Source organism: Desulfoscipio gibsoniae DSM 7213 (assembly GCF_000233715.2).
Taxonomy (GTDB): Bacteria; Bacillota; Desulfotomaculia; order Desulfotomaculales; family Desulfallaceae; genus Sporotomaculum; species Sporotomaculum gibsoniae.
Map to the genome: position 1 here is coordinate 1992042 of NC_021184.1, position 23001 is coordinate 2015042.

Consider the following 23001-nt stretch of genomic DNA (forward strand, 5'->3'; position numbering starts at 1 on the left):
GGCAGACATATTGGTAGCGCTACAGGGAAGTGCAAAGAGTTTTTTTATTTAATGGCACAAATATTGCGTGTTTATTGTAATTGTACATCCTTTTAAAAGAGGGAGGGGTTTACTATCAAGTCAATTAATGTGGCTAATATATCGCAAGCGGTGGCCAAACTATGCATGGATGCTAACTATTTCCTGGGACAGGATATGATAGATGCTTTGCAAGGAGCGTATGATCAGGAAATTTCCCTTACCGGCAAAGAAATTATTCAACAAATTATCGATAATGCCGGTATTGCTAAGTCGGAAGAAGTACCAATGTGCCAGGATACTGGGTTTGCAGTGGTTTTTGTGGAATTGGGGCAGGATGTACATATTGAGGGAGGTTCTCTGGAGGACGCTATTAATGAAGGTGTGCGTAGAGGATATACCGACGGTTACCTGAGAAAATCCATAGTGGGACACCCGCTGGAGCGGGTTAACACCGGTGACAACACACCTGCGGTGGTTCACTTAAAATTAGTACCTGGTGATAAGTTAAAAATAATCGTGGCTCCAAAGGGCGGCGGCAGTGAAAACATGAGTGCCATTAAAATGTTGAAACCCGCTGAGGGGGTTGAAGGGGTTAAGCAGTTTGTGCTGGACACTGTTATGGCCGCTGGACCAAACCCATGCCCGCCCATTGTTGTTGGTGTTGGTATCGGTGGTACATTTGAAAAGGCTGCTCTGCTCTCCAAAGAATCGTTATTAAGAGCGGTGGGCACACCAAACCCCAGGCCGGAAATCGCCGAATTGGAAAAGGAACTGTTTGACAGTATTAATAATCTAGGTGTTGGGCCGCAGGGTCTCGGTGGCCGTATAACAGCTCTGGCCGTGCATGTGAATATTTATCCCGCTCACATTGCCAGCTTGCCCGTGGCGGTCAATATCAACTGCCATGCCAGCAGGCACAAAGAAGTAATTTTATAGGACTATGGGGTGAAAAATATGGCAATGACAAAAATAAAACTGACTACACCTGTTACCGATGCGGTTTTAGAAAAATTACGCATAGGACAAAAAGTGTTGCTAAACGGAGTTTTGTATACCGGCCGGGATGCAGCGCATAAAAAACTGGTGGAATTATTGGATAAGGGACAGGAATTACCAGTAGATCTTAAGGGGCAAATAATTTATTATGTTGGACCTTCTCCTGCCAAGCCAGGCCAGATAATCGGATCAGCCGGACCTACTACCAGCGGCAGAATGGATCTATACGCTCCTAAACTAATTGCTCTGGGGTTAAAAGGCATGGTGGGTAAAGGCAAGCGGTCACCTGAAGTTATCAAGGCCATAAAACAATATAAAGCTGTATATTTTGCCGCTGTGGGTGGAGCGGCCGCGTTAATCAGTAAATGTATCAAAAAATGTGAAGTGGTAGCTTATCCGGAACTGGGACCCGAGGCGATACATCGTTTGGAAGTTGAAGATTTCCCTGTAATTGTAGTTAACGATACCCTGGGCGGGGATTTATATGAAGAAGGCACCAAAATATATGCTACTAGATAAAAAATAAAAGGGAGGATCAGTTGTGAAACTATTTGAGTACATGGGTAAGGATCTCTTTTCATCCTATGGCATAACAGTGCCCCGTGGTAGGATGGTGACTACCCCGGACGAGGCAGCTAAGGTGGCCCAGGAAATAGGCGGCACTGTGGTGGTGAAATCCCAAATTTTGGCCGGCAAAAGGGGCAAGGGTGGCGGAATTAAGTTTGCCGATAACCCTGAAGAGGCCAGGGAAGCAACATCCCAGGTATTGTCAATGGTCCTGAACGGCCATAAAGTGGAAAAGGTGTTGGTAGAGGAAAAAATTAAAATCGATAAAGAATTATACCTGGCCATCACCGTCGACGGTTCAGCCAAAAAGCCCGTAATCATTGCTTCTATCCAGGGCGGCATGGACATAGAGGAAGTACCGGATGAGCATATTGTAAAACAGCACATTGATTTACCCATGGGAGTGCCACCATTCTTGTGCCGGGAAATATCCAGGCGGTTAGGTCTTACCGGACAAGTCGGCAATGAATTTAATAGCTTGTTGCCTCTTCTATATAAACTATTCCGTGAAAAGGATGCCGAATTGGTGGAAATCAACCCGCTGGTAATTAGCGGCGATACTTTGATTGCCGCGGATTCCAAAGTAACCATCGATGACGATGCCCTGTTCCGGCAAAAGGATATTCCCTACGTGGAGGATCGTACAAATATTGAAAAGCAAGCCCATGACCTGGGACTGGCATTTGTAGAGCTGGGCGGCGATATTGCTGTCATGGCCAATGGAGCCGGGATGTCCATGGGCAGCTTGGATACGCTGTCCCACTACGGCGGTAAACCGGCTAATTTTTTGGATGCCGGCGGTGGCACGGGTATGGAGGGTACTGTAAAGGCTATCGAGTTGCTGCTGCAGACCAATCCCAAGGTTATTTTTATTAATATATTTGGAGGCATTACTCGATGCGATGATGTGGCCAATGCCCTTATCCAGGTTAAAAAAGCCAGAGAAATTCCGGTCCCTGTTGTTATCCGGTTGGTTGGCACCAATGAGGAGGAAGGGGTCAGAATAATTAAAGAAAACGGTATGGAAGCTTATAAAGTAATGCAAGAAGCTGCAGCCAAGGCCGTAGAAATAGCAAACGCTAATTAACGTGCAGATAAAGGAGTGTTTATATAGTGGCCATTATTATAGATGAAAAGACCGATGTTATTATTCAGGGGATTACAGGTAAACAGGGCAGTTTCCATGCTGGCCAAATGCTTGCTTACGGTACTAAGGTTGTAGGTGGAGTCTCCCCCGGTAAGGGCGGGCAAGAAGTGGAAGGTATTCCGGTGTATGATACCGTTTTTGCCGCGTGTGAAGAAAATCAGGTGGATGCCTCGGTATTATTCGTATCGGCAATCTTTGCCAAGTATGCGGCATTTGAGGCAATTACCGCAGGTGTTAAAGTACTGGTCATAGTTACCGAGCATATTCCCTTACATGATGAAATGGAAATAGTTGAGTTCGCTCGCCGTAATGGAACCACTGTGATAGGACCTAATACTTTTGGTATTGTATCTTCTGGTAAATGCAAAATAGGCATTCCTCCCAACCAATTTTTTGTTGAGGGGCCCATTGGTGTGGTAGCCCGCAGTGGAACCTTGACTTATGAAATTGTGGGCAACCTTACGGCCAACGGTTTTGGCCAATCCACGGTGGTTGGCCTGGGTGGTGATAGAGTAGTGGGACTTTCCTTTATAGATGTATTGGAAAAATTTGAAAAAGATCCGCAAACTAAAGCAGTGATACTGGTAGGGGAAATCGGTGGCAACGCCGAGGAGGAAGCTTCCTTGTTCATTAAAGAAATGACCAAACCAGTAGTGGCTTATATTGCCGGAAAGAGTGCACCGCCAGGAAAACGTATGGGGCACGCTGGTGCCATCATTGAAAGGGGCAAGGGTACTTTTGACGGCAAAGTAGAAGCTTTACAAGCCGCAGGTGTCAAGGTGGCTACACTGCCCTTTGAAGTGCCCGATTTACTTCGCCAGGTATTAAAATAATCCCCCGTTGTTCGCAAAAGGAGGAGATAGTTTGTTTGACAAGGAAATGGTGGAAAACATTAAAGGGAAAAGGCAAAAATATAATGAAAAATTGGAAAAACTTGCTGCCAAACGCCCGGAACGGCAAACTAATTTTGCCACCGATTCAGGTATTGACATTAATACCGTTTATACACCTGAAAATTTAACAGGTGTGCAATACAACGACCTTGGTTTTCCTGGTGAATATCCTTACACCAGGGGAGTGCAACCCAACATGTATCGGGGACGTCTTTGGACGATGCGGCAATATGCCGGGTTTGGGACGTCCGAGGAGACTAACAAGCGGTTCCGGTACCTGTTGGACCAGGGGCAAACCGGTCTCAGTGTAGCCTTTGACTTACCCACCCAAATTGGTTATGACTCTGATGACCAGCTTTCTATGGGAGAAGTGGGCAAAGTGGGGGTAGCTATTGATTCCATGCTGGATATGGAAACACTTTTTGATCAAATTCCACTGGATAAAGTAAGCACTTCCATGACTATTAACTCCCCGGCAGCTATATTGCTGGCTATGTACATTGCTGTGGCGGAAAAACAGGGAGTTAAACAGCAACAGTTAAAGGGGACAATCCAAAACGATATTCTCAAGGAATATGTGGCCAGGGGAACTTATATATTCCCGCCGGATCATTCCATGCGTCTGATAACTGATATATTTGCTTATTGTGCTAAAAATGTGCCCAATTGGAACACAATTAGTATCAGTGGCTATCACATCAGGGAGGCAGGTTCCACGGCGGTTCAGGAAGTGGCCTTTACTCTCGCGGATGGCATAGCCTATGTACAGGCTGCTGTGGATGCCGGTTTGGATGTAGATGAATTTGCTCCCCGGTTGAGTTTTTTCTTTAACGCCCACTTGAATTTTTTTGAAGAAATTGCCAAGTTCCGGGCGGCCCGCAGGCTATGGGCAAAAATAATGAAGGAACGTTTCGGTGCTAAAAATGCCAAATCCATGATGCTGCGCTTTCATACTCAAACAGCCGGCTGCACATTGACAGCCCAGCAGCCCGATGTCAATATTATGCGCGTAGCCTATCAAGCCTTAAGCGCTGTACTGGGTGGCACCCAATCTTTGCATACCAACTCACGGGATGAGGCCCTGGCCTTGCCCAGTGACAGTTCCGTTTTAATTGCTTTAAGAACCCAGCAGGTTATTGGTTATGAAATAGGCGCGGCTGACACCGTGGATCCGCTGGGCGGTTCTTATTTTGTGGAAAATCTCACCAATGAAATAGAGCGAAGAGCCGGTGAATATATCAAAAAAATCGATGACTTGGGTGGAGCACCTAAAGCTATTGAATTTATGCAAAAGGAAATTCATACTAGTGCCTACAAGTATCAAAAGGATATTGAAAAAGGTGCAAAAGTAGTTATTGGAGTTAACAAGTTTCAGATGCAGGAAGAACGTCCCAAGGATTTGCTCAGAGTGGATCCTCTGGTTGGTCAAAGACAGGCGGATAAATTGGCCAAACTGCGTGCAGAGCGGGATAATGAAAAGGTGCAAAAATTACTCAAGGATATTGAAAAAGTTGCCGGTACCAGCGAGAATTTAATGCCCTACTTTATAGAGGCGGTTAAAAACTATGCTACACTGGGTGAGATTTGTAATGTGCTAAGGGGTGTTTTTGGTGAATATCAGCAGCAAATCGTTTTTTAGCCGAGGAGGAGTGCGTGGATGAGCGGAAAACCAATCAGGGTGCTGGTGGCTAAACCGGGGCTGGACGGCCATGACAGGGGGGCCAAGGTGATTGCCCAGGCACTCAGGGACGCCGGCATGGAAGTTATATATACGGGTTTGCGTCAGACACCGGACCAAATAGTTGGAGCGGCTTTACAGGAAGACGTTGCTGTTGTAGCCCTCAGTTGTCTCTCCGGTGCCCATATGCACCTGTTCCCAGCTGTGGTTGAGGGTTTGCGCAAGCAAAACGCCGACGATATTTTGGTGCTGGGCGGCGGTATTATTCCGGATGAGGATATTCCTGAATTAAAGGAAAAAGGGATATCCGAAATATTTACACCGGGAACCAGTACTCAGACGATAATTGAGTACATTGAGAGCAAGGTTGGTTAAGCCTAAAAAAGGTTAAAATAGTAAATGAAGCAGTAAATCCATATTCGGCGGTAGTTAATGAATAAGGAGGGTTTGCGGTGATTAAAAAAGTAGATCATATAGGTATAGCCGTTAAAAACCTTGATGCGGCCAAAGAGTTTTATGAAAAAATTCTGGGTTTAAAGGTGGTTGAAGAAGAAGTAGTGGAGGATCAAAAGGTCAAGGTGGCCTTTATCCCCACCGGCGATAGTGAAGTGGAACTGCTGGAGAGCACCACACCCGACGGACCAATAGCCCGCTATATTGAGAAAAACGGCGAAGGCATTCAGCACATCGCCTTCAGGGTGGATAACCTGGAAGAAAAATTGGCTCAGCTTAAAGCGGCAGGCGTCAGGTTAATCGATGAAAAACCCAGGCGGGGAGCTGGTGGCGCCCAAATTGCTTTCCTGCACCCCAAGGCAACCTGTGGCACGCTTGTTGAATTGTGTGAACGCGAATAGAGGGGGTTTACAAAGTGAGCATGCAGGTAAAGCTGGAACAACTGCAGGCATTAAGGGGAAAAGTACAATCCGGCGGTGGTGATAAACGGATTGCCAAGCAGCACGAGACAGGCAAAAAGACTGCACGGGAAAGGATAGATTATATTTTTGATCCCAACACCTTCAAGGAACTAGAAGTTTTTGCCGGGGACCCTAATAAAAACCCGGGAGAAGGCGTGGTTACCGGCTATGGATTGGTAAATGGCCGAAAAGTATACATTTATGCACAGGACTTTACTGTTATAGGTGGTTCACTGGGTAAAATCCATGCCCAAAAGATTTGTAAAGTGCTGGATTTGGCCATGCGCACTGGTGCTCCGGTAATAGGTTTGAACGATTCCGGTGGGGCGCGAATCCAGGAGGGTGTTGATGCTTTAAACGGGTATGGAGAAATTTTTTTCCGTAATACTGTTGCCTCGGGGGTTATACCGCAATTGTCCGTTATCATGGGACCGTGCGCCGGGGGGGCTGTGTATTCACCCGCTTTGATGGACTTTATATTTATGGTGGATGGCACTTCCCAAATGTTTATCACCGGACCACAGGTGATCAAAGCTGTCACCGGTGAGGAAGTTTCCATGGAGCAGCTGGGTGGTGCCTTAACCCATAACCAAATCAGCGGTGTAGCTCACTTCATGGGTAAAAGTGAGGAACACTGCCTGGATATGGTCAAAGAACTTTTAAGCTATCTTCCTTCCAATAACCAGGAGTATGCTCCTTGTTATGAAGCCAATGAACCGGCAGTTAACCGTGAAGAGTTGCTCAATATTGTTCCTGTTCAGCCTAATATGCCCTATGATGTAAAAAAAGTTATTACTGCCGTTGTTGATGGTGGTGATTTTCTCGAAGTATTGCCTCTGTATGCTAAAAATGCGGTTATTGGTTTTGCCAGAGTAAACGGTCAATCCGTCGGTGTTATAGCTAACCAGCCCGACTATTTAGCGGGGTGTTTAGATATTAATGCATCGGATAAAATAAGCCGTTTTGTACGCTTCTGTGATGCTTTTAATGTTCCACTGGTTACTTTTATGGATGTGCCCGGTTTCTTACCAGGTACGGCCCAGGAATTTGGTGGAATTATCAGGCATGGAGCCAAGATGTTATACGCTTATTCAGAAGCCACAGTACCCAAAATAACTGTTATATTACGTAAAGCATACGGAGGTGCATACCTGGCCATGTGTAGCAGCTCATTGAGGGCGGATATGGTTTATGCATGGCCTACAGCGGAAATTGCTGTTATGGGCCCTGAGGGCGCAGTTAACATCATTAATCGCAGAGAAATTGCCGATGCTGCAGATCCTACGGAAGAAAGAAACCGCCTGGTGCAAGAGTATAGGGATAACTTTGCCAATCCCTATGTGGCCAGCGCCCGGGGTTTTGTGGATGATGTTATTGACCCGCGTGATACCAGGGCTAGAATTATTGACGCCCTGGGTATTTTAAATAGCAAACGGGAAAACAGGCCCAGTAAGAAGCATGGCAATTTGCCCGTATAGAAGCCGGTTATAATGAATGATTTGATAATAGGGGTAGGCCATAGTTACAGACATTGGTCTATCCCAAACCAGTGGTTGATGACTATACGGTGGCGTGTTGGATGAGATAATATTTTAAATTTGTTTTAAATTGCGTTGGACGTTCATTGGAATTAAATGGTTAATTATAAAAGGACCTAAATTATATAAGTATTGGTTAAATAATGACGGTTTTTGTTAATAGCCCAGCATTGTGGATGGCTTGATATGCTGAAGCGGCGTCCCCGGTCTACCGATTCAGTATAGCTGCCAAATTACAACTTAAGGAGGCATTGAAATGAAAAAGATTAAGCTGGGTAAGCCATGATTTGGTTACCTTTAATATCGGGGATGTACTGCTGTTATTGTAAGCAATGAAAAATAGATAAGATGGTAACGCTCCCATTACCAAAAAAATTGTAAATGTCAAAAGGAATAAATAGTAAATAACGGTGATTTGCCGGTAATAGTCGCTTGTTATAGGAGGTCTAATAAATTGAAAAGGAATAAAATTACTATTATTGGTTCCGGTAACGTTGGCGCTACTTGTGCACATTGGGCGGCAACCAAGGAATTAGGCGATATTGTTCTAATGGATGTCGTAGAAGGGGTGCCCCAGGGCAAAGGGCTTGACATGCAGGAGGCCGCGCCCATTGAAGGTTATGATATTAACATTACGGGCACCAACAAATATGAGGATACTGCCGGCTCCGATCTGGTGGTGATAACCGCAGGTATTGCTCGTAAGCCGGGGATGAGCCGGGATGACCTGGTCAGTACCAATGTAAAAATCGTACAGTCTTGCGCGGAACAAGCAGCTAAATTTTCCCCCAACGCTTTTATAATTGTGGTAACTAATCCCCTTGACGTTATGGTGTACGCGGCTTATAAAGCCAGCGGGTTCCCTGCCAACCGGGTGTTTGGTATGGCAGGTGTGCTGGATTCGGCTCGTTTCCGTATTTTTATAGCTCAGGAATTAGGTGTATCCTATAAAGACGTTAGCGCTTTCGTTCTTGGGGGGCATGGTGACGACATGGTGCCACTGGTACGCTATAGCTACGCCGGAGGTATTCCCATTGAAAAATTAATTCCCAAAGAGCGCATTGAAGCTATAGTGGAAAGAACCAGAAAGGGCGGCGCGGAAATCGTTAACTACTTAAAAACAGGCAGTGCCTATTACGCACCCGGTGCTTCAGCTATAGAAATGGTGGAAGCTGTTCTGAAGGATCAAAAGCGCATACTGCCAGTGGCCGCCTACTTAAATGGAGAATATGGCGAAAAGGAGATATACCTTGGTGTACCGGCTATAATTGGCGGTAACGGTGTGGAGAAAATTCTTGAGGTGGACTTAACTGAAGATGAAAAGGCCGCTTTGCAAAAGTCAATACAGTCGGTAAGAAATGTTATGACACTGGTAAAATAATGGTAATATCCTGGCATTTGGAAAACTGGGAGGTTTTATTATGGGAGAGAATAGAAAAGTTAAAATAATGGATACAACTATGCGGGACGGCCATCAGTCATTATTAGCCACCCGTATGCGTACCGAGCATATGCTGCCAATTGCGGAGAAGGTAGAACAGGTGGGGTTCCACGCTGTGGAAATATGGGGCGGTGCCACGTTTGACTCTTGCATGCGCTTTCTTAATGAAGATCCCTGGGAAAGGTTGCGGGAGGTACGCCGTCATTTTAAAAATAGTAAGCTGCAAATGTTGCTGCGCGGTCAAAACGTGGTGGGCTACAAGCATTACGCGGATGATGTATTAGAGGAGTTTATAAAAAGAACAGTAGATAACGGTTTAGATATCTTTAGAATATTTGATGCTTTAAATGATACACGCAATATGGAGAAATCTATTGAGTATGTTAAACGGGAAGGAGCCCATGCCCAGGGTACGGTGGTTTATACCATCAGCCCGGTACACGATTATGAATTTTATATGCGTATGGGTGCTGAACTTAAGGAAATGGGCGTTGATTCGCTTTGCTTAAAAGATATGGCTGGTATACTAGCGCCTCAGCCCGCTTATGATATTGTCAAAGGTTGGAAAGAAAAACTGGATATCATGGTTCAATTACATTGCCACTACACCAGCGGTATGGCCTCTATGACATATATGAAGGCAGTGGAGGCGGGAGTGGATGTGATTGACTGTGCCATATCCTCCATGGCATTACAAAGCTCACAGCCATCCATTGAAAGTATGGTGGCGGCTCTAAAAGATACCCCTTATGACACAGGACTGGATCTCGAGCTGCTTTCGGAAATTGCCGATTATTTCAAAGAAGTCCGTAAGCATTACGCTGAATTTGATAATGCCAGCTGTAGTCCGGATACCAATGTGTTAACTTATCAAATCCCTGGAGGTATGATTTCAAACTTTATCAATCAGCTTAAGGAACAAAATGCTCTGGATAAATTGCCTGAAGTATTGGCTGAGGTACCCCGGGTGAGAGAAGACTTTGGCTATCCGCCGCTGGTTACTCCCTCCAGTCAAATTGTGGGCTCTCAGGCAGCTTTGAATGTGCTGTTGGGTCAACGTTATATGATTGCTACCAATGAGGTAAAGGACTACATGCGCGGCTTTTATGGTCGTCCTCCCGCGTCGGTTAATGAAGAAGCCCGGAAGAAAATTATTGGCGATGAGGAACCAATTAAATGTCGCCCCGCGGATTTGATTGAGCCGGAGTTGCCCAAAGCCAGGGAAGAATGCACGTCTTATATGGAGAAAGAGGAAGACGTTGTTTCGGTGGCCTTGTTCCCGCAGGTGGCACCTAAATTTTTGCAGGAAAGAAAGGCTAAGAATATTAAGTAGATCTTGAAATTGTCCCAAATAAATACTGAATTTTTTCCTGTTTAACTTTACAAAATGAAGCAGGCCCATTTTAATTGGGCCTGTTTTCTATTAAACGTTTCATGTTTGTTCACTGTTTACCGGGTGATATAGGTGTAAATTTTGTTGGCTGGTTATCACCCAATGGGATTAACCCGAAAAGATGGTCGCTGCATTGCTTTTCTCATTGCTACCCGAACTGAACCTTGGTTTAAGATGAATGGCCATTAATTGAAAGATAGGGAATTAAAATATTTTATACCATGGTTAATTGCCTGGGAACGGTTCTTAACATTAAGTTTCCTGAAAATATTGCGCAGATGTGTTTTTATGGTATCCACAGAAAGGTGGGTGACTACGGATATTTCCTTGTTAGTCATGCCCTTGGTGAGGTGGAAAAGTATTTCCTTTTCCCTGGGGGTAAACTGTACAGTTTGCACCATAGTTTTTTCCGGTATGTTGGGGGTTTTTGTCAGCTTAATATAGTCGGTGACAATAGTATTAAATACAGTGGGATCAATTATCTTTTCCCCCAGGTGTACCCTGCGAATAGAATCAATGAGTTTTTCTTTAGAAATATGTTTTAAAATATACCCAGCAGCCCCAGCCTGCAGCGCTTGGCGCATAAATTCGCTATCCTCAAAAACAGTGAGGAAAATTATTTTTATTTCAGGATGTTCGTTAATTATTTTTCTGGCGGCTTCAATACCGTTAGTGGCCCCCATTTTTATATCCATCAGGACAATATCCGGCTGAATTTTGCGGGCCATCAGATTGGCCTCATCACCATCTCCGCAAGTGCCCACAATAGAAATATCCTCACAGTCGCCCAGCATGGTTGTCAGTCCCTCTCTAATCATAAGGTGATCGTCTACTATCATGAGGTTTATCAGTGACATATGCCTTACCTCCTTAAATTTTTCTAACATTACCCTGCTGAACGGGTTTTTAAAAACCTGTTTGTAAGAGTTTCAACCACCTAACTAATTATTGGGATCAAAGACAATATTCCCGTTGGTTTGTCCATCGGTATTACGCCATAACTTTGTGAAATAATTCCTTTTCGACACAAAACAACAATTAGCAAGTAAATTCGCTAAAATTTTTGGCAGTTCTAAAAAATCTGATATTAAATTTTACACCTTGTTATAAATAAGTGTCAATATTATAACCGGTTAGTTTAGCCTGAAAAGGTTAATCCCCGATTCACCCTTATCTAACCTGGCTTTCATGCTTTTAAGCGATTTTTTTTTCAAGTCCCTTGTCTTATTATCATAATAACACTTCGGAACCTGGCTTGCCAGCAGGGCTTCACCTCCAAGGCCATAAAACACCGCTGCTGCCCAATATAAGGGGGTTAGGCCATGGGAAAAGTAAGTGACTTACAACCCTTTATCTGGGGTCTCACTGAAGGACATCGTAAAATAATCAATAAATTGGTTGAAAACAATAATATTAAATGTGCTTTGGACGTTGCCTGTGGTTATGGTGAAACTGCAATTATGTTGGCCAGCCTTGGTGTTGAGGTTGTTTCCCTGGGCACTGACCCCCGAATTGTTGAGAGGGCCAAACACAGAGCAGTAGAGGCGGGGCATAATCCTACCTTTTTGCTGGGGGATATGCGAGATGTTTCCACCTATTATGCAAAGAGGTGTGACCTGATAACATGTATGGGAAATTCCCTTTCCTATCTCACAAACACTGATGATATTTGGGGAACGTTGGCTCAGTTTTACACTTTGCTGCTTCCCGGTGGGATGCTTGTGATACATACCCTGAATTACGACTTAATTTGGGAAAGGGAGAAAAAATTTTCTCTGCCAGAGTTTATGGGGTCAGGGATGACCGTAATGGCACAACTTCAGGGTAATCCGGGCCACGGTGATACCAAAATTGTTTTTAGCGTTGTAACTGTGCAAAAAGGTAAGGTAACTCAGACATTTGAATACCCTATTAAACCGCTATTTTGTCGTGATCTTAATATGTTGCTTGCAGAGATGGGTTTTCAAAAAATCAAGAATTACAATCCTGATGGCAGGAAAAATGGCAACGAATGTTTGCATAATATTACCTTGGCTTACCGGCCCGGGGGCCGGGAAAATAATGTCGGTTAACAGGGAGTGATAGATGTGAAGCTTCAGGATAAAGTGGCCATAGTTACGGGGGCGCGGCAGGGGATAGGCGAGTCGGCAGCGCTGGCACTGGCCAAGGAAGGTGCAGCGGTAGTTATGGTCAGCCGCAGCATCAGCCCGGATAGTCCGGTGGTAGCAAAAGTAAAGGAACTGGGTGCCCGGTACCTCGCAATGAGTGTAGATATATCTGACCGGGAACAAGTTCAGAAAATGGTGGATGAAACCCTGGCAGCGTTTGGTAGGGTAGACATTTTATTTAATAATGCGGGAATCAGCAAGCCCGCTATGTTGTGGAAAATGACACCTGAGCAATGGGATGAAGTAATAAAGATCAACCTGACAGGTACATTTTACTGCATGCAGGCAGTGGCAAAACCAATGATGGAGCAAAAAACCGGTTCAATAATAAATGTAACATCCTCTGCTGGATTGCTCGGTACGATTGGCCAGGTTAACTATACGGCGGCCAAAGGTGGAGTCTACGCACTCACCAAATCCGCTGCTAAAGAATTGGCCAGGTATAATATCCGGGTTAATAACATAGCACCCATGGCCGAAACTGAAATGACCAAAAAGATATCAAGTGATCCTAAATTTAGTGCTAAATATCTTGAGCGTATTCCGTTGGGCCGTTTTGCACAGCCTGAAGAAATCGGCCCGATGATAGTATTTTTGGCATCTGATGAATCAGCGTATATAACAGGCCAGACCATCTGTATAGATGGCGGTATGGTAATGTTGTAATTTTACTAACCGGTTAAAGTATTTATCCCGGGGAGGTTCAATATGTCAAAAGATGTAGCTATAATTGGCGTAGGCCAAAGTGCATTTGTGAGGGGCTATCAGGGATCGATAAGAGAGTTGGCCTTTGAGGCTTTTAGAGAAGCTATGCAAGACGCTGGAATAAGCAAAAGTGACATTGACGCATCAATTATTTGTTCTGCGCCAGAATATGACAGCCAGCGTAGCCCTTCGGGGATCATTGCCGAGTATCTCGGGCTAAACCCTCAGCCTACCTTTGCGGTAGAGACAGTATGCTCATCCAGTACCACAGGACTACGGGCAGGTTATGCGATGGTTAAATCGGGCCTACATGATATTATAGTGGTTCTGGGTTTTCAAAAAATGTCGGAAATCTCTTCAGCTGATTCCCAAGAACGGATGGGTCGGGGTGGCGACATTATGTGGGAATCACCTTTTGGCTCTATGATGCCCGCATATTACGCTATGCACGCCTGCGCTCATTTTGATAAATACGGCAGCACGGAAAAAGATCTGGCTATGATTAGGGTAAAGGCTGCCAAGTACGGCACGATTAATGAAAAGGCCGTGTACCGCAAGGAGGTCAGCTTGGAGGATGCATTAAACGCTCCATATGTCAGTAGTCCCCTCAAGCGATTTGACTGCTGTGCCAATGCTGACGGTGCTTCTTGCATAATCATTGCAAACAAGGACAGAGCTAAGGATATTTGCCCAAAGCCGGTTTGGTTTATGGGTTTGGGTTCAGCTACGGCATCCATGACGCTTACGAACCGTGACACCCTTTACGGTATAGCATGCGCCCGCAAGGCCGCTCAAGAGGCTTATGCCATGGCGGGGGTAACACCCCAGGATATTGATGTGGCAGAAGTTCATGATTGTTTTACCATAGCTGAACTGCTGGCTTATGAAGCCCTGGGGTTTGCCGAGCCGGGTAAGGGAGTCGAGCTGATCCGTGAAGGGCAAACATATATTGGCGGCAAAATACCGGTCAATGTTGACGGTGGCTTGCTCTCCAAGGGACACCCCATCGGTGCAACGGGTGGCTCGCAAGTGCGCACCATCGTGTTGCAGTTGCGTGATGAAGCTGGGGGCATGCAGGTTCCAGGGGCCGAAATAGGATTGATTCATAATATTGGCGGAGTGGGTGTTTACGGCAACGTGATCATCCTGGGGAGGTAGAAGTGATGGGATTTGAGAAGTTCGGAAGAAAAAGTTTTGCTTCCCAGACCAAGGTTGAATCTTTTGTTGAATACCTTGCAAAGGGTGAACTAAGTGGAACACAATGTAAGTCCTGCGGGAAGCAATATTTCCCCCCACGGGCGGATTGCGCAGAATGCCTGGGTAACGAAATGGACTGGTTTAAAATTGAGGGAACAGGCAACCTGGTTAGTTTTACTAAGGCGGGCTTTGCGCCCACCGGTTTCGAGGCAGATGTGCCCTATACTCTTGCCTTGGCGGATTTTAACGGTATAAAAGTTTTCGGCAGGCTTGACAGCAGTATTCCAAAAGAAGAAGTAAGTGTTGGCATGGCCTTGCAAATAAATATTTTAAATCTGCCCGATGGCCAGTTGTCTTATGAATTTGTTAAATCATAAAACATAATGTGTTTAATTAGTTCCTTAAACAGGGGGTGGTTAACGACGACAAGTGTAACTGCCGGCGTGACTAATGCTAGAATTGATTGGTTAGAATGGTGTAAGTAGTAAATTATTAATAAAATAAAAGTTATGTATGGGAGGAATAAGAATGGATCTTAATAAGTGGCCCCGCCAAACCGATGTTAAAAACCATGAGTTGTTTGATGAACAGCATTTTGGTACCGAAGCACCGTGCGTACTTTATGAGAAAAGACCTGTAAAAGACAATAAAGGTAATGAGGTTCCTGGCCTTTATTCCGCTTGGATTATTCTTAACAACCCTAAACAGTACAACTCCTATACCACGGAAATGGTTAAAGGCGTTATTGCTGGTTGTGCCAAGGCATCCGCGGACAGGTCAGTGGTGGCCGTTATATTTACCGCTGTGGGAGACAAAGCATTCTGCACCGGTGGCAATACTGTTGAGTATGCCGAATATTACAGCAGCAACCCCAGTGAATATATGCAATACATGGATCTGTTCAATGGCATGGTTGATGGCCTCCTCGATTGCAAGAAGCCGGTTATTTGCCGGGTCAATGGCATGCGGGTAGCTGGTGGACAAGAAATCGGCATGGCCTGTGACATTGCCATTGCTTCAGACTTGGCCATTTTCGGTCAGGCCGGTCCCAGACATGGTTCCGCACCGGTTGGCGGTAGCACTGACTTCCTGCACTGGAATTTGAGCATGGAGAATGCCATGTGGAACTGCGTTTCCTGCGAAATGTGGAGTGCCTATAAAATGGTGAATAAGGGATTAATATCCAAGGCAGTTCCTGTGCTCAAAGTTAATGGTGAATTTATCCGCAACCCGCAGGTAATTACTGATAAATTTGTTGAAAACGGTGAAATTGTCTACGGGGACCCTGTCACGGGTGAAGCTGCAGCCAAGGCCAAGCAGCTAGTGAAGGAAGCAGAAGTTGACTTTTCACTTCTAGATGCTGAAATTGAGAAATTAATCTGGACCTTTACAAACCTGTTCCCCAACTGTCTGCAAATGTCCATTGACATGATGAGGCAAAAGAAGAAATTCTTCTGGGATATGAACAAACTGGCGTACCGTCATTGGCTGGGTACCAATATGAGCAGTGAGGCGTACCTTGGATTTAACGCATTTAGCACTAAGAGGCTGACTGGCAAGGACACCATTGATTTCATTAAATACCGTCAACTGCTTGCCGAAGCTAAGCCGTTTGACCAGGAATTGGTCGATGCGGTTATGGCGCCGCGTAAAGAATAAGGTTGTTTTAAATAATTCCTTTATATTTGATTATGAAAAAGGTGGAGGGGCGAGGCTTAGTCTCTCCGCCTGTTATAATATATAGTCCAAGTTGGCATCTTAATTAGATGTACATGGGGGGATAATATGAGTTACAATTTTATCAAGGTAAGTAATGAAGATGGATTGATTTCCATAACTCTTAACAGCCCGCCACTTAATGTTTTAACTATTCCGATGATGGAGGAATTAGCTGACGCATTTGCATGGGCCAAGGAGCAGTCTGGTAGTCTTATCGTTTTAGGTGCCGAAGGGAAGGCCTTTTCGGCAGGTGTGGACGTTGCTGACCACACGCCGGATAAGGTATCAAGAATGATTGAGGTATTTGACAGCATATTCCATAATATGTATGCCAATGACAAGCCCATTGTGGCAGCCGTTAACGGCGCGGCTTTGGGTGGTGGTTATGAGTTGGTTCTTTTCTGTGATATGGTCGTAGCTTCAGAAAAAGCGAAATTCGGGCAGCCGGAAATTGCTGTCGGCGTATTTCCACCCCTGGCTTCCTATATGCTCCCCAGGTTAACCTCTATGCCCCATGCCATGGAATTGCTTTTGAGTGGTGAAGTATTTAATGCCGCCAAGGCTGATAAGCTGGGACTGGTGAACACTGTTCTGCCCGTTGATTCCTTTGATGAAGGCGTGATGCAATTTTTACAAAGGTTTATGACCATGAGTCCAATAGTGCTTGCGATGACTAAAAAGGCTATTAAAGCCGGCCTAAATAAGGGCTTTGTTGATGGTCTAAAGGCTATCGATGATATTTACCTGAATGAATTAATGCCAACCGCGGATGCCGTGGAAGGATTAAAAGCTTTTATGGAAAAGCGCAAACCTGTCTGGCAGGGTAAATAAAATTAATATATATAAGGAGGTTTCAGTATATGACCGTACCGACCAAGATAGATACCTGGCAAATGGTGGAACCTGGTAAACTTGTTGAAACCAGTATTGATGTGCCGGCATTGCAAGAGGGCGAAGTACTGGTTGAAATAGCCGGATGCGGCGTGTGCCATACTGACGTGGGTTATTATTTTGATGGAGTGCCCACAGTAACTAAGCCACCATTGACACTGGGCCATGAAATTAGTGGGGTAGTTGTGGATGGTGTTGGTGATTATGCTAAATCATTAATTGGCAAGGAAGTTATTATTCCTGCGGTTATGCCGTGCAATAATTGTGATATCTGTGCTTCGGGACGTGGTAATCGTTGCTTAAAACAAAAAATGCCGGGCAACAGTTTAGGTATTTATGGCGGTTTCTCCAGTCATATACCTGTACCGGCTGCTGATCTTTGCGTAGTGGAAGACCGTAAGGACTTCTCTCTGGAGACATTATCAGTAGTGGCCGATGCCATTACCTCTCCTTATCAGGCCGCCATGAAGGCTGAACTGAAAGAGGGGGATTTAGTAGTTGTTACCGGTGCCACCGGGGGCATTGGGGTTTATATGACTCAGATAGCTTCTGTGTTGGGAGCCAAACAGGTGGTGGCCATTGCAAGAAACAAAGAGAAGTTACAGCGTTCCCTTGACTTTGGGGCCACTTATGCAATAAGTACGCTGGATAAGAGCGTAAAAGATGTTGCGGCTGAATTTAAGGCTTATTGTAAAGAAAATAAATTACCTTCTGCCGGCTGGAAAATTTTCGAGTGCACCGGTAGTAAAGCAGGACAGGAAATAGCCCTGGCGATACTGTCCTTTGTAGGCCGGATGATGGTAGTTGGCTACGGCATGCAAAAGGTTGATTATATGCTGTCCAAGTTGATGGCTTTTGATGCTGAGATTATGGGGACGTGGGGCTGCCTGCCCAAGTATTACCCTGAAGTTATGAAATACGTCCTGGATGAAAAAATTAAAGTTAAGCCGTTTGTAGAATTTCGTCCCATGAGTCAAATAGAGCAGGCTTTTCAAGAGTCACATGCTGGCAAGCTAACCAAGAGAATTGTATTAACACCAGATTTTTAATTATTACAATTGCCTACTTTGCTCGCACAGCTATTAGTTAGTTATCAACAAACATTAATAACCTATGCGGCTGGATCATAGCTGCAAAGATGCCCAGAGGGACTAAAAAAATACCTAGAGGGGTTTAAATATGAGGTACGCAGAGACAGGATATAATTTAGAAGTCGATCTTACCCGAGGCAACATTGAAGTTGTACAAACCGACCCAAGGGACACAGAACTCTATCTGGGTGGCCTCGGGACGAACGCTAAGATAATATGGGATAGGGTTCCTCCCGAAGTGGAACCCTTTTCCCCTGATAATCTTTTAATATTTAGCGCTGGTCTTTTATGCGGTACACCGGCTACCGGTTGTAATCGCACCATTGTAACTTCGATTTCGCCCCAGACCAGGTTATTTGCTTATTCAATGATGGGGGGATTTTGGGCGCCGGAATTGAAGTATGCCGGTTACGACAAAGTGATCCTACGCGGCAAGTCCCCTAATCTGGTTTATCTATGGATAAACAATGACAAAGTGGAGATACGTGATGCCTCTCATTTGAAAGGTAAAGGTGCTGTTGAAACTCAAGATTTAATTCGGCAGGAATTAAATGAACCGAAAGCCCAGGTGGCCGCTATCGGTCTGGCCGGTGAAAACAGAGTCTATTTTGCTTCCATCGAGCAGGGCAGATCCAGTTGCAGCCGGCAAGGATTGGGTGCCGTTATGGGAGATAAAAATGTGAAGGCAATCGCTGTTCGCGGAACTAGGGATATCAATATCGCTCGTCCGGCTGAAATGATTGGTCTTATCAACGAAGTTTTGGAATATATCAAATGGCGAAATGAAAATCCAATACCAAATTATATGCCTATTTTAGCCGGGCTTGGATCACCGCAAGAAATGAAACACGATGACGAAAAGTGGCATACCGAAAATTTCAGCTGGGGTAATGCCCGAGAACGCAGAAGAGGTTTTTGGAATGAGGAAATTGCCAAAGACTGGAAAGAAACCATGGCGACTATGCAGCGGCGGACAATCAGCTGCTATAACTGTCCGATGAGATGCGGGGCAACAATTTCTCCCCCGGGTAAGTCAACATACATGATGAAGTGCTTCTCGAAACTTACCTATACAATGGCCGCTTATTTAGATCTGGAATTTGGTCTGGGTATTGCTCAAAGTGCTACGGAGTATGGGGTGGACGGATATTCATGTCCGCAGGTTATGGCTTTCGCTCTTGAGCTTTTAGAAGCCGGTATATTAACCGATAATGATTTCCCTGGCATGCCGTCTGATAACGAAGGTAGATTTTACTGGCTACTTGACAGAATCGTGCGGCGGGAAGGGATCGGGGATATCTTGGCCAATGGCACCTATTGGGCAGCTCAAAAGATTGGTAATGGCGCAGAAGAATTTGCCCATAATAATATCAAGAAACATGAGCAGTTGCCGCTCAAGCTAGGCAAGTTGGATCCTATTTATTACCTTATGTATTGCACCAACGAGAAGATAACTATTACCCAAATTGAAGGGAATTTCCCTCAGGCACCGTTTATGACAAGGGAGGAGAGGGAAGCGTTTGTAAGCAATTGGATCCAGGTTCCAAATGAAAGGATTAAACAAGTTGTCTTGGAGTGGGAACCGCGTGGAGAAAAATCAGCTCCCTATTTCCCCACGCCTGATATGTGTTGTGAGATAGTTGACTGGATGGAGAGAATGCACTATATCGATGACGCTCTCGGTATGTGTGCCGGATTGTCAGCCTTCCCCCTGAAGCCCCCTTATCATATACACAATTACCCGAAAATTATTTCGGCAGCTTCTGGGATCGAAATGGATGAAGAAGTACTGACGCAAGCAACTAAAAGGTACCGGAATTTGGTTAGAGCCAATAATATAATAAGAGGCATGAGACGAAAAGACGAGGTTCCCCCCGAGGACCACTGGAAGAAAAGATTCCCCGAGCTTGAGAAGGAACTCTTGGATAAGTATTACAAATTCAAGGGTTGGAATAACGACGGTGTTCCGACGAAAGAGACTTTACATGATTTGGGCTTGGATTACGTCGCCGAAGAATTCGAAAAGAGGGGGATCTACTCAGAAACACCTTCCTATGAGATCTTGGCAGAAAAAGAGAAGGAGGTGTAGACGTGGGTAAGAAAATCGTCAAAACAATTAAAGTTGATGCAGATAAATGCAATGGTTGCCGGGCATGTGAGGTAATCTGTGCCGCTTTTCACGCCACGCCAAAATACAGCAGCGTTAATCCAGCGAGGTCACGTATTCAGGTGGTTCGCGATCCAATAAAAGACATCTTTCTTCCTGTATATGCGGGTGAGCTTGCTGCAGCAGAATGTATGGGCAGAAACATATATATTCTTGACGGAAGGGAATACGAAGAGTGTGCCTTCTGCAGGGCTTCCTGCCCATCCAGGGATCTTTTTAAAGAACCCGATTCCGGTCTGCCTCTAAAATGCGATATGTGTGAAGACGATCCACCACAAAAAGAGCCCTTGTGCGTTCAGTGGTGCCTGGAAGAAGCCCTGATTTATGAAGAAAGGGAAGAGGAAGTTGAAGAAGAAGTAAATCTGAGCGATATGGAGACAGGCTTGCAATCATTAGCAGACAAATATGGCTTACAGAATCTAGTGGATACAATAGTTCGAATGGCACAAAAGGATTAAGACATTAATATGAAGGGAGGGAGTAAGAACTCGTGGAGACTGAAGCCCCGATCAGAGAGGTCATCGAAGAAATAAAAGAGAGCGGTGGAGATGCCGTCAAATTCTGTTACCAATGCGGAAAATGCGATACCGTTTGCCCCTGGAACAAGGTAAGAAATTTCAGTATGCGCAAACTAATCCGGGAAGCAACATTTGGTTTGACAGAAATAGAGCACGAAGAGATCTGGCGTTGTACCACCTGCGGCAAGTGCGTTCAGAGATGCCCCAGGGACGTACAGCAGATTAAAAATATGATCGCATTGCGCAGGATGGCCACGGGATATGGTGTATTCCCCACTGCAATCAAGCCTGTCCGCACCGTAAGCGCAGGCCTAACCGCAGATGGTAACCCCTTTGGTGAAGATCGCACCAAAAGGGCGGAATGGGCCAAGGGTCACTCTGTAAAAACCTTCGAAGAAGGGATGGAAATATTATATTTCCCCGGCTGCTACTTGAGCTATGACGCAAGATTAAAGAAAGTAGCTGTTGCCACAGCCAAAATCCTCAACAAGGCAGGGGTAGAATTCGGGATACTGGGTGCCGAGGAGAACTGCTGCGGTGAAAGCATCCGCAAGACAGGCAATGAGGATTTATTCAAGCAATTAGCCAGGGAAAACATCAAAACATTTATCGACAACGGGGTCAAGAAAATCCTTGTTTCTTCCCCTCATTGCTATCACACCTTCAAGAACGAGTATCCCGAATTCAATGTGCACTTTGAGATAGTGCATATTTCCCAGTATGTATTCGAACTGATTAATGAGGGAAGGCTTCAGATCAGTAAAGAATATGCTAAAAAAATTACCTATCATGACCCCTGTTACCTGGGCCGGCATAATGGCATATATGACGAACCGCGGGGAGTTTTACAGAAGATACCCGGTTTGGAACTGATCGAGCTGCCCGAATCCCGGGAAGATAGCCTTTGCTGCGGTATGGGCGGAGGCAGGATCTGGATGGAAACACCCATGTCTGAAAGGTTCGCCAACCTAAGATTAGAGCAAGCTATTGGAGTTGGGGCTCAAGAATTGGTTACTGCCTGCCCCTACTGCATCACCAACTTTGAAGATAGCAGGGTAGTCCTGAATTATGATGATGTTATCCAGGTTAAGGACATTACGGAGATCCTCCAAGAAGTTATTTAGAGGAGCAGCTAAACATGCAAAAATCTGGAGTATCAGATATTAAAGGTGTCGCTGCAAACATAGTTTGTTATCGCTTTTCGGACGAGGGATGGTCCAGGACCTCAGTTTATGTGCCCAGCGAGATGGAGCTTACAATTTATGTAAATCAGCAGGAACTGGTCACCATCCTTTGCACTCCAACCAAGCTTAATAGTCTTGTCCTGGGATTCCTGTATGGAGAGGGAATCATCTCTAGCATCGACGATGTGGTGAGCATGCGGATGTGTGAGGATGTATCGCTGGCCGATGTGAGGCTTAAAAACACCGAGTGTAAACTGCCGGCGCAGCGGACGATCACCTCCGGGTGTGGTGGCGGTGCAACCTTCACAGCTCGCGGACAGAGGGTTGATTCGAGTCTTGTTGTCACACCGATGGAAGTACTGTCATTAATGAAACAACTTCTAGAGCAGATGGATCTGTATCGACTAAGTGGTGGAGTGCACACTTCAGCCCTGTCTGATACCAGGAACCTGCTGGTAGTGGCTGAGGATATAGGACGGCATAACACCTTGGACAAAATCCAGGGCGAATGTCTGTTGAGGGAACTAGCAACCAGAGACCGACTGCTATTAACTACCGGCCGCATTTCGTCGGAGATGTTACTCAAAGCGTCAAAGATGCAAACCCCGGTTGTTGTTTCGCGGCACTCACCGACAGGGAGCGCCGTTTCGCTTGCTCATGATCTGGGCATTGCCCTGGTCGGCCATGCGCGCGGAGGCCGGCTGCAGGTGTATTCCCACCCGGAGCGACTTGGCTGCTCAACAGATTAAGTACTGTAAATATGACAGGGGACA

General features: G+C 45.4%; 22 protein-coding genes. 21 read left to right on the plus strand and 1 reads right to left on the minus strand.

The window, feature by feature from the left end:
* The first annotated feature begins 129 nt into the window (after nt 1–129).
* From DESGI_RS09280 to DESGI_RS09325, 10 genes are all read left to right on the plus strand, one after another.
* Entirely contained in the window at nt 130–957 is an 828-nt protein-coding gene (locus DESGI_RS09280) for a fumarate hydratase (RefSeq protein ID WP_015617959.1), read from the plus strand.
* Between the two features lie 24 nt (nt 958–981).
* Nucleotides 982–1536: a Fe-S-containing hydro-lyase gene (locus DESGI_RS09285; RefSeq protein ID WP_041285352.1), complete on the plus strand. Its 555-nt coding sequence runs from the start codon at nt 982–984 to the stop codon at nt 1534–1536.
* A gap of 22 nt (nt 1537–1558) precedes the next feature.
* Entirely contained in the window at nt 1559–2671 is a 1113-nt protein-coding gene (gene sucC / locus DESGI_RS09290; protein WP_006522580.1) for an ADP-forming succinate--CoA ligase subunit beta, read from the plus strand.
* 26 nt (nt 2672–2697) lie between these two features.
* The gene (sucD, locus tag DESGI_RS09295; protein ID WP_006522581.1) at nt 2698–3564 is read left to right on the plus strand and encodes a succinate--CoA ligase subunit alpha; all 867 of its coding nucleotides are present in this window, start codon (nt 2698–2700) and stop codon (nt 3562–3564) included.
* A 46-nt stretch (nt 3565–3610) separates the two neighbouring features.
* Nucleotides 3611–5263 (plus strand): acyl-CoA mutase large subunit family protein, encoded by a 1653-nt coding sequence (locus DESGI_RS09300; RefSeq protein WP_337833201.1) that lies wholly within the window; start codon nt 3611–3613, stop codon nt 5261–5263.
* Between the two features lie 18 nt (nt 5264–5281).
* A complete protein-coding gene (locus DESGI_RS09305) occupies nt 5282–5677 on the plus strand; it encodes a cobalamin B12-binding domain-containing protein (protein WP_006522583.1) in 396 nt (131 codons plus the stop codon).
* 77 nt (nt 5678–5754) lie between these two features.
* The gene (gene mce / locus DESGI_RS09310) at nt 5755–6156 is read left to right on the plus strand and encodes a methylmalonyl-CoA epimerase (protein ID WP_006522584.1); all 402 of its coding nucleotides are present in this window, start codon (nt 5755–5757) and stop codon (nt 6154–6156) included.
* Between the two features lie 14 nt (nt 6157–6170).
* Nucleotides 6171–7694 (plus strand): acyl-CoA carboxylase subunit beta, encoded by a 1524-nt coding sequence (locus DESGI_RS09315; protein WP_006522585.1) that lies wholly within the window; start codon nt 6171–6173, stop codon nt 7692–7694.
* 514 nt (nt 7695–8208) lie between these two features.
* Nucleotides 8209–9135 (plus strand): malate dehydrogenase, encoded by a 927-nt coding sequence (gene mdh / locus DESGI_RS09320; protein WP_006522586.1) that lies wholly within the window; start codon nt 8209–8211, stop codon nt 9133–9135.
* Nucleotides 9136–9175: 40 nt separating this feature from the next.
* The gene (locus tag DESGI_RS09325) at nt 9176–10528 is read left to right on the plus strand and encodes an oxaloacetate decarboxylase subunit alpha (protein WP_006522587.1); all 1353 of its coding nucleotides are present in this window, start codon (nt 9176–9178) and stop codon (nt 10526–10528) included.
* Between the two features lie 245 nt (nt 10529–10773).
* Here the strand turns inward: DESGI_RS09325 and DESGI_RS09330 are convergent, their stop codons facing one another.
* Entirely contained in the window at nt 10774–11445 is a 672-nt protein-coding gene (locus DESGI_RS09330; protein ID WP_006522588.1) for a response regulator transcription factor, read from the minus strand.
* 465 nt (nt 11446–11910) lie between these two features.
* On the opposite strand from DESGI_RS09330, the gene DESGI_RS09335 reads away from it, so the two are divergent.
* The 11 genes from DESGI_RS09335 (at nt 11911) to fdhD (ending at nt 22977) form a co-directional block, all read left to right on the plus strand.
* Nucleotides 11911–12660, plus strand: a complete 750-nt coding sequence (locus tag DESGI_RS09335) for a class I SAM-dependent methyltransferase (protein ID WP_006522589.1) — start codon at nt 11911–11913, stop codon at nt 12658–12660.
* A 15-nt stretch (nt 12661–12675) separates the two neighbouring features.
* Nucleotides 12676–13422: an SDR family NAD(P)-dependent oxidoreductase gene (locus tag DESGI_RS09340; RefSeq protein ID WP_006522590.1), complete on the plus strand. Its 747-nt coding sequence runs from the start codon at nt 12676–12678 to the stop codon at nt 13420–13422.
* A gap of 42 nt (nt 13423–13464) precedes the next feature.
* Nucleotides 13465–14619, plus strand: coding sequence for a thiolase domain-containing protein (locus DESGI_RS09345; RefSeq protein WP_006522591.1), 1155 nt, complete (start codon nt 13465–13467; stop codon nt 14617–14619).
* Nucleotides 14620–14624: 5 nt separating this feature from the next.
* Nucleotides 14625–15035 (plus strand): Zn-ribbon domain-containing OB-fold protein, encoded by a 411-nt coding sequence (locus DESGI_RS09350; protein ID WP_006522592.1) that lies wholly within the window; start codon nt 14625–14627, stop codon nt 15033–15035.
* Nucleotides 15036–15186: 151 nt separating this feature from the next.
* Nucleotides 15187–16317, plus strand: a complete 1131-nt coding sequence (oah, locus tag DESGI_RS09355; protein WP_006522593.1) for a 6-oxocyclohex-1-ene-1-carbonyl-CoA hydratase — start codon at nt 15187–15189, stop codon at nt 16315–16317.
* A 126-nt stretch (nt 16318–16443) separates the two neighbouring features.
* Entirely contained in the window at nt 16444–17208 is a 765-nt protein-coding gene (locus DESGI_RS09360; RefSeq protein WP_006522594.1) for an enoyl-CoA hydratase/isomerase family protein, read from the plus strand.
* A gap of 29 nt (nt 17209–17237) precedes the next feature.
* On the plus strand, nt 17238–18317 hold the full coding sequence (gene had / locus DESGI_RS09365; protein ID WP_006522595.1) for a 6-hydroxycyclohex-1-ene-1-carbonyl-CoA dehydrogenase: 1080 nt from the start codon (nt 17238–17240) through the stop codon (nt 18315–18317).
* 130 nt (nt 18318–18447) lie between these two features.
* Nucleotides 18448–20448, plus strand: a complete 2001-nt coding sequence (locus DESGI_RS09370; protein ID WP_006522596.1) for an aldehyde ferredoxin oxidoreductase N-terminal domain-containing protein — start codon at nt 18448–18450, stop codon at nt 20446–20448.
* A 2-nt stretch (nt 20449–20450) separates the two neighbouring features.
* Nucleotides 20451–20984: a 4Fe-4S dicluster domain-containing protein gene (locus tag DESGI_RS09375; RefSeq protein WP_006522597.1), complete on the plus strand. Its 534-nt coding sequence runs from the start codon at nt 20451–20453 to the stop codon at nt 20982–20984.
* A gap of 32 nt (nt 20985–21016) precedes the next feature.
* Nucleotides 21017–22168: a (Fe-S)-binding protein gene (locus DESGI_RS09380; protein WP_015617960.1), complete on the plus strand. Its 1152-nt coding sequence runs from the start codon at nt 21017–21019 to the stop codon at nt 22166–22168.
* A gap of 122 nt (nt 22169–22290) precedes the next feature.
* Entirely contained in the window at nt 22291–22977 is a 687-nt protein-coding gene (gene fdhD, locus DESGI_RS09385) for a formate dehydrogenase accessory sulfurtransferase FdhD (protein ID WP_245561203.1), read from the plus strand.
* The last annotated feature ends 24 nt before the right edge of the window (nt 22978–23001 follow it).

Excerpts from the sequence above, each read along its gene's own strand:
- DESGI_RS09285 (WP_041285352.1), top strand. The coding sequence starts at position 982 with ATGACAAAAATAAAACTGACTACACCTGTTACCGATGCGGTTTTAGAA.
- DESGI_RS09300 (WP_337833201.1), top strand. The coding sequence starts at position 3,611 with ATGGTGGAAAACATTAAAGGGAAAAGGCAAAAATATAATGAAAAATTG.
- DESGI_RS09305 (WP_006522583.1), top strand. The coding sequence starts at position 5,282 with ATGAGCGGAAAACCAATCAGGGTGCTGGTGGCTAAACCGGGGCTGGAC.
- DESGI_RS09325 (WP_006522587.1), top strand. The coding sequence starts at position 9,176 with ATGGGAGAGAATAGAAAAGTTAAAATAATGGATACAACTATGCGGGAC.
- DESGI_RS09330 (WP_006522588.1), bottom strand. The coding sequence starts at position 11,445 with ATGTCACTGATAAACCTCATGATAGTAGACGATCACCTTATGATTAGA.
- DESGI_RS09335 (WP_006522589.1), top strand. The coding sequence starts at position 11,911 with ATGGGAAAAGTAAGTGACTTACAACCCTTTATCTGGGGTCTCACTGAA.
- DESGI_RS09345 (WP_006522591.1), top strand. The coding sequence starts at position 13,465 with ATGTCAAAAGATGTAGCTATAATTGGCGTAGGCCAAAGTGCATTTGTG.
- DESGI_RS09350 (WP_006522592.1), top strand. The coding sequence starts at position 14,625 with ATGGGATTTGAGAAGTTCGGAAGAAAAAGTTTTGCTTCCCAGACCAAG.
- oah (WP_006522593.1), top strand. The coding sequence starts at position 15,187 with ATGGATCTTAATAAGTGGCCCCGCCAAACCGATGTTAAAAACCATGAG.
- DESGI_RS09360 (WP_006522594.1), top strand. The coding sequence starts at position 16,444 with ATGAGTTACAATTTTATCAAGGTAAGTAATGAAGATGGATTGATTTCC.
- had (WP_006522595.1), top strand. The coding sequence starts at position 17,238 with ATGACCGTACCGACCAAGATAGATACCTGGCAAATGGTGGAACCTGGT.
- DESGI_RS09370 (WP_006522596.1), top strand. The coding sequence starts at position 18,448 with ATGAGGTACGCAGAGACAGGATATAATTTAGAAGTCGATCTTACCCGA.
- fdhD (WP_245561203.1), top strand. The coding sequence starts at position 22,291 with ATGGAGCTTACAATTTATGTAAATCAGCAGGAACTGGTCACCATCCTT.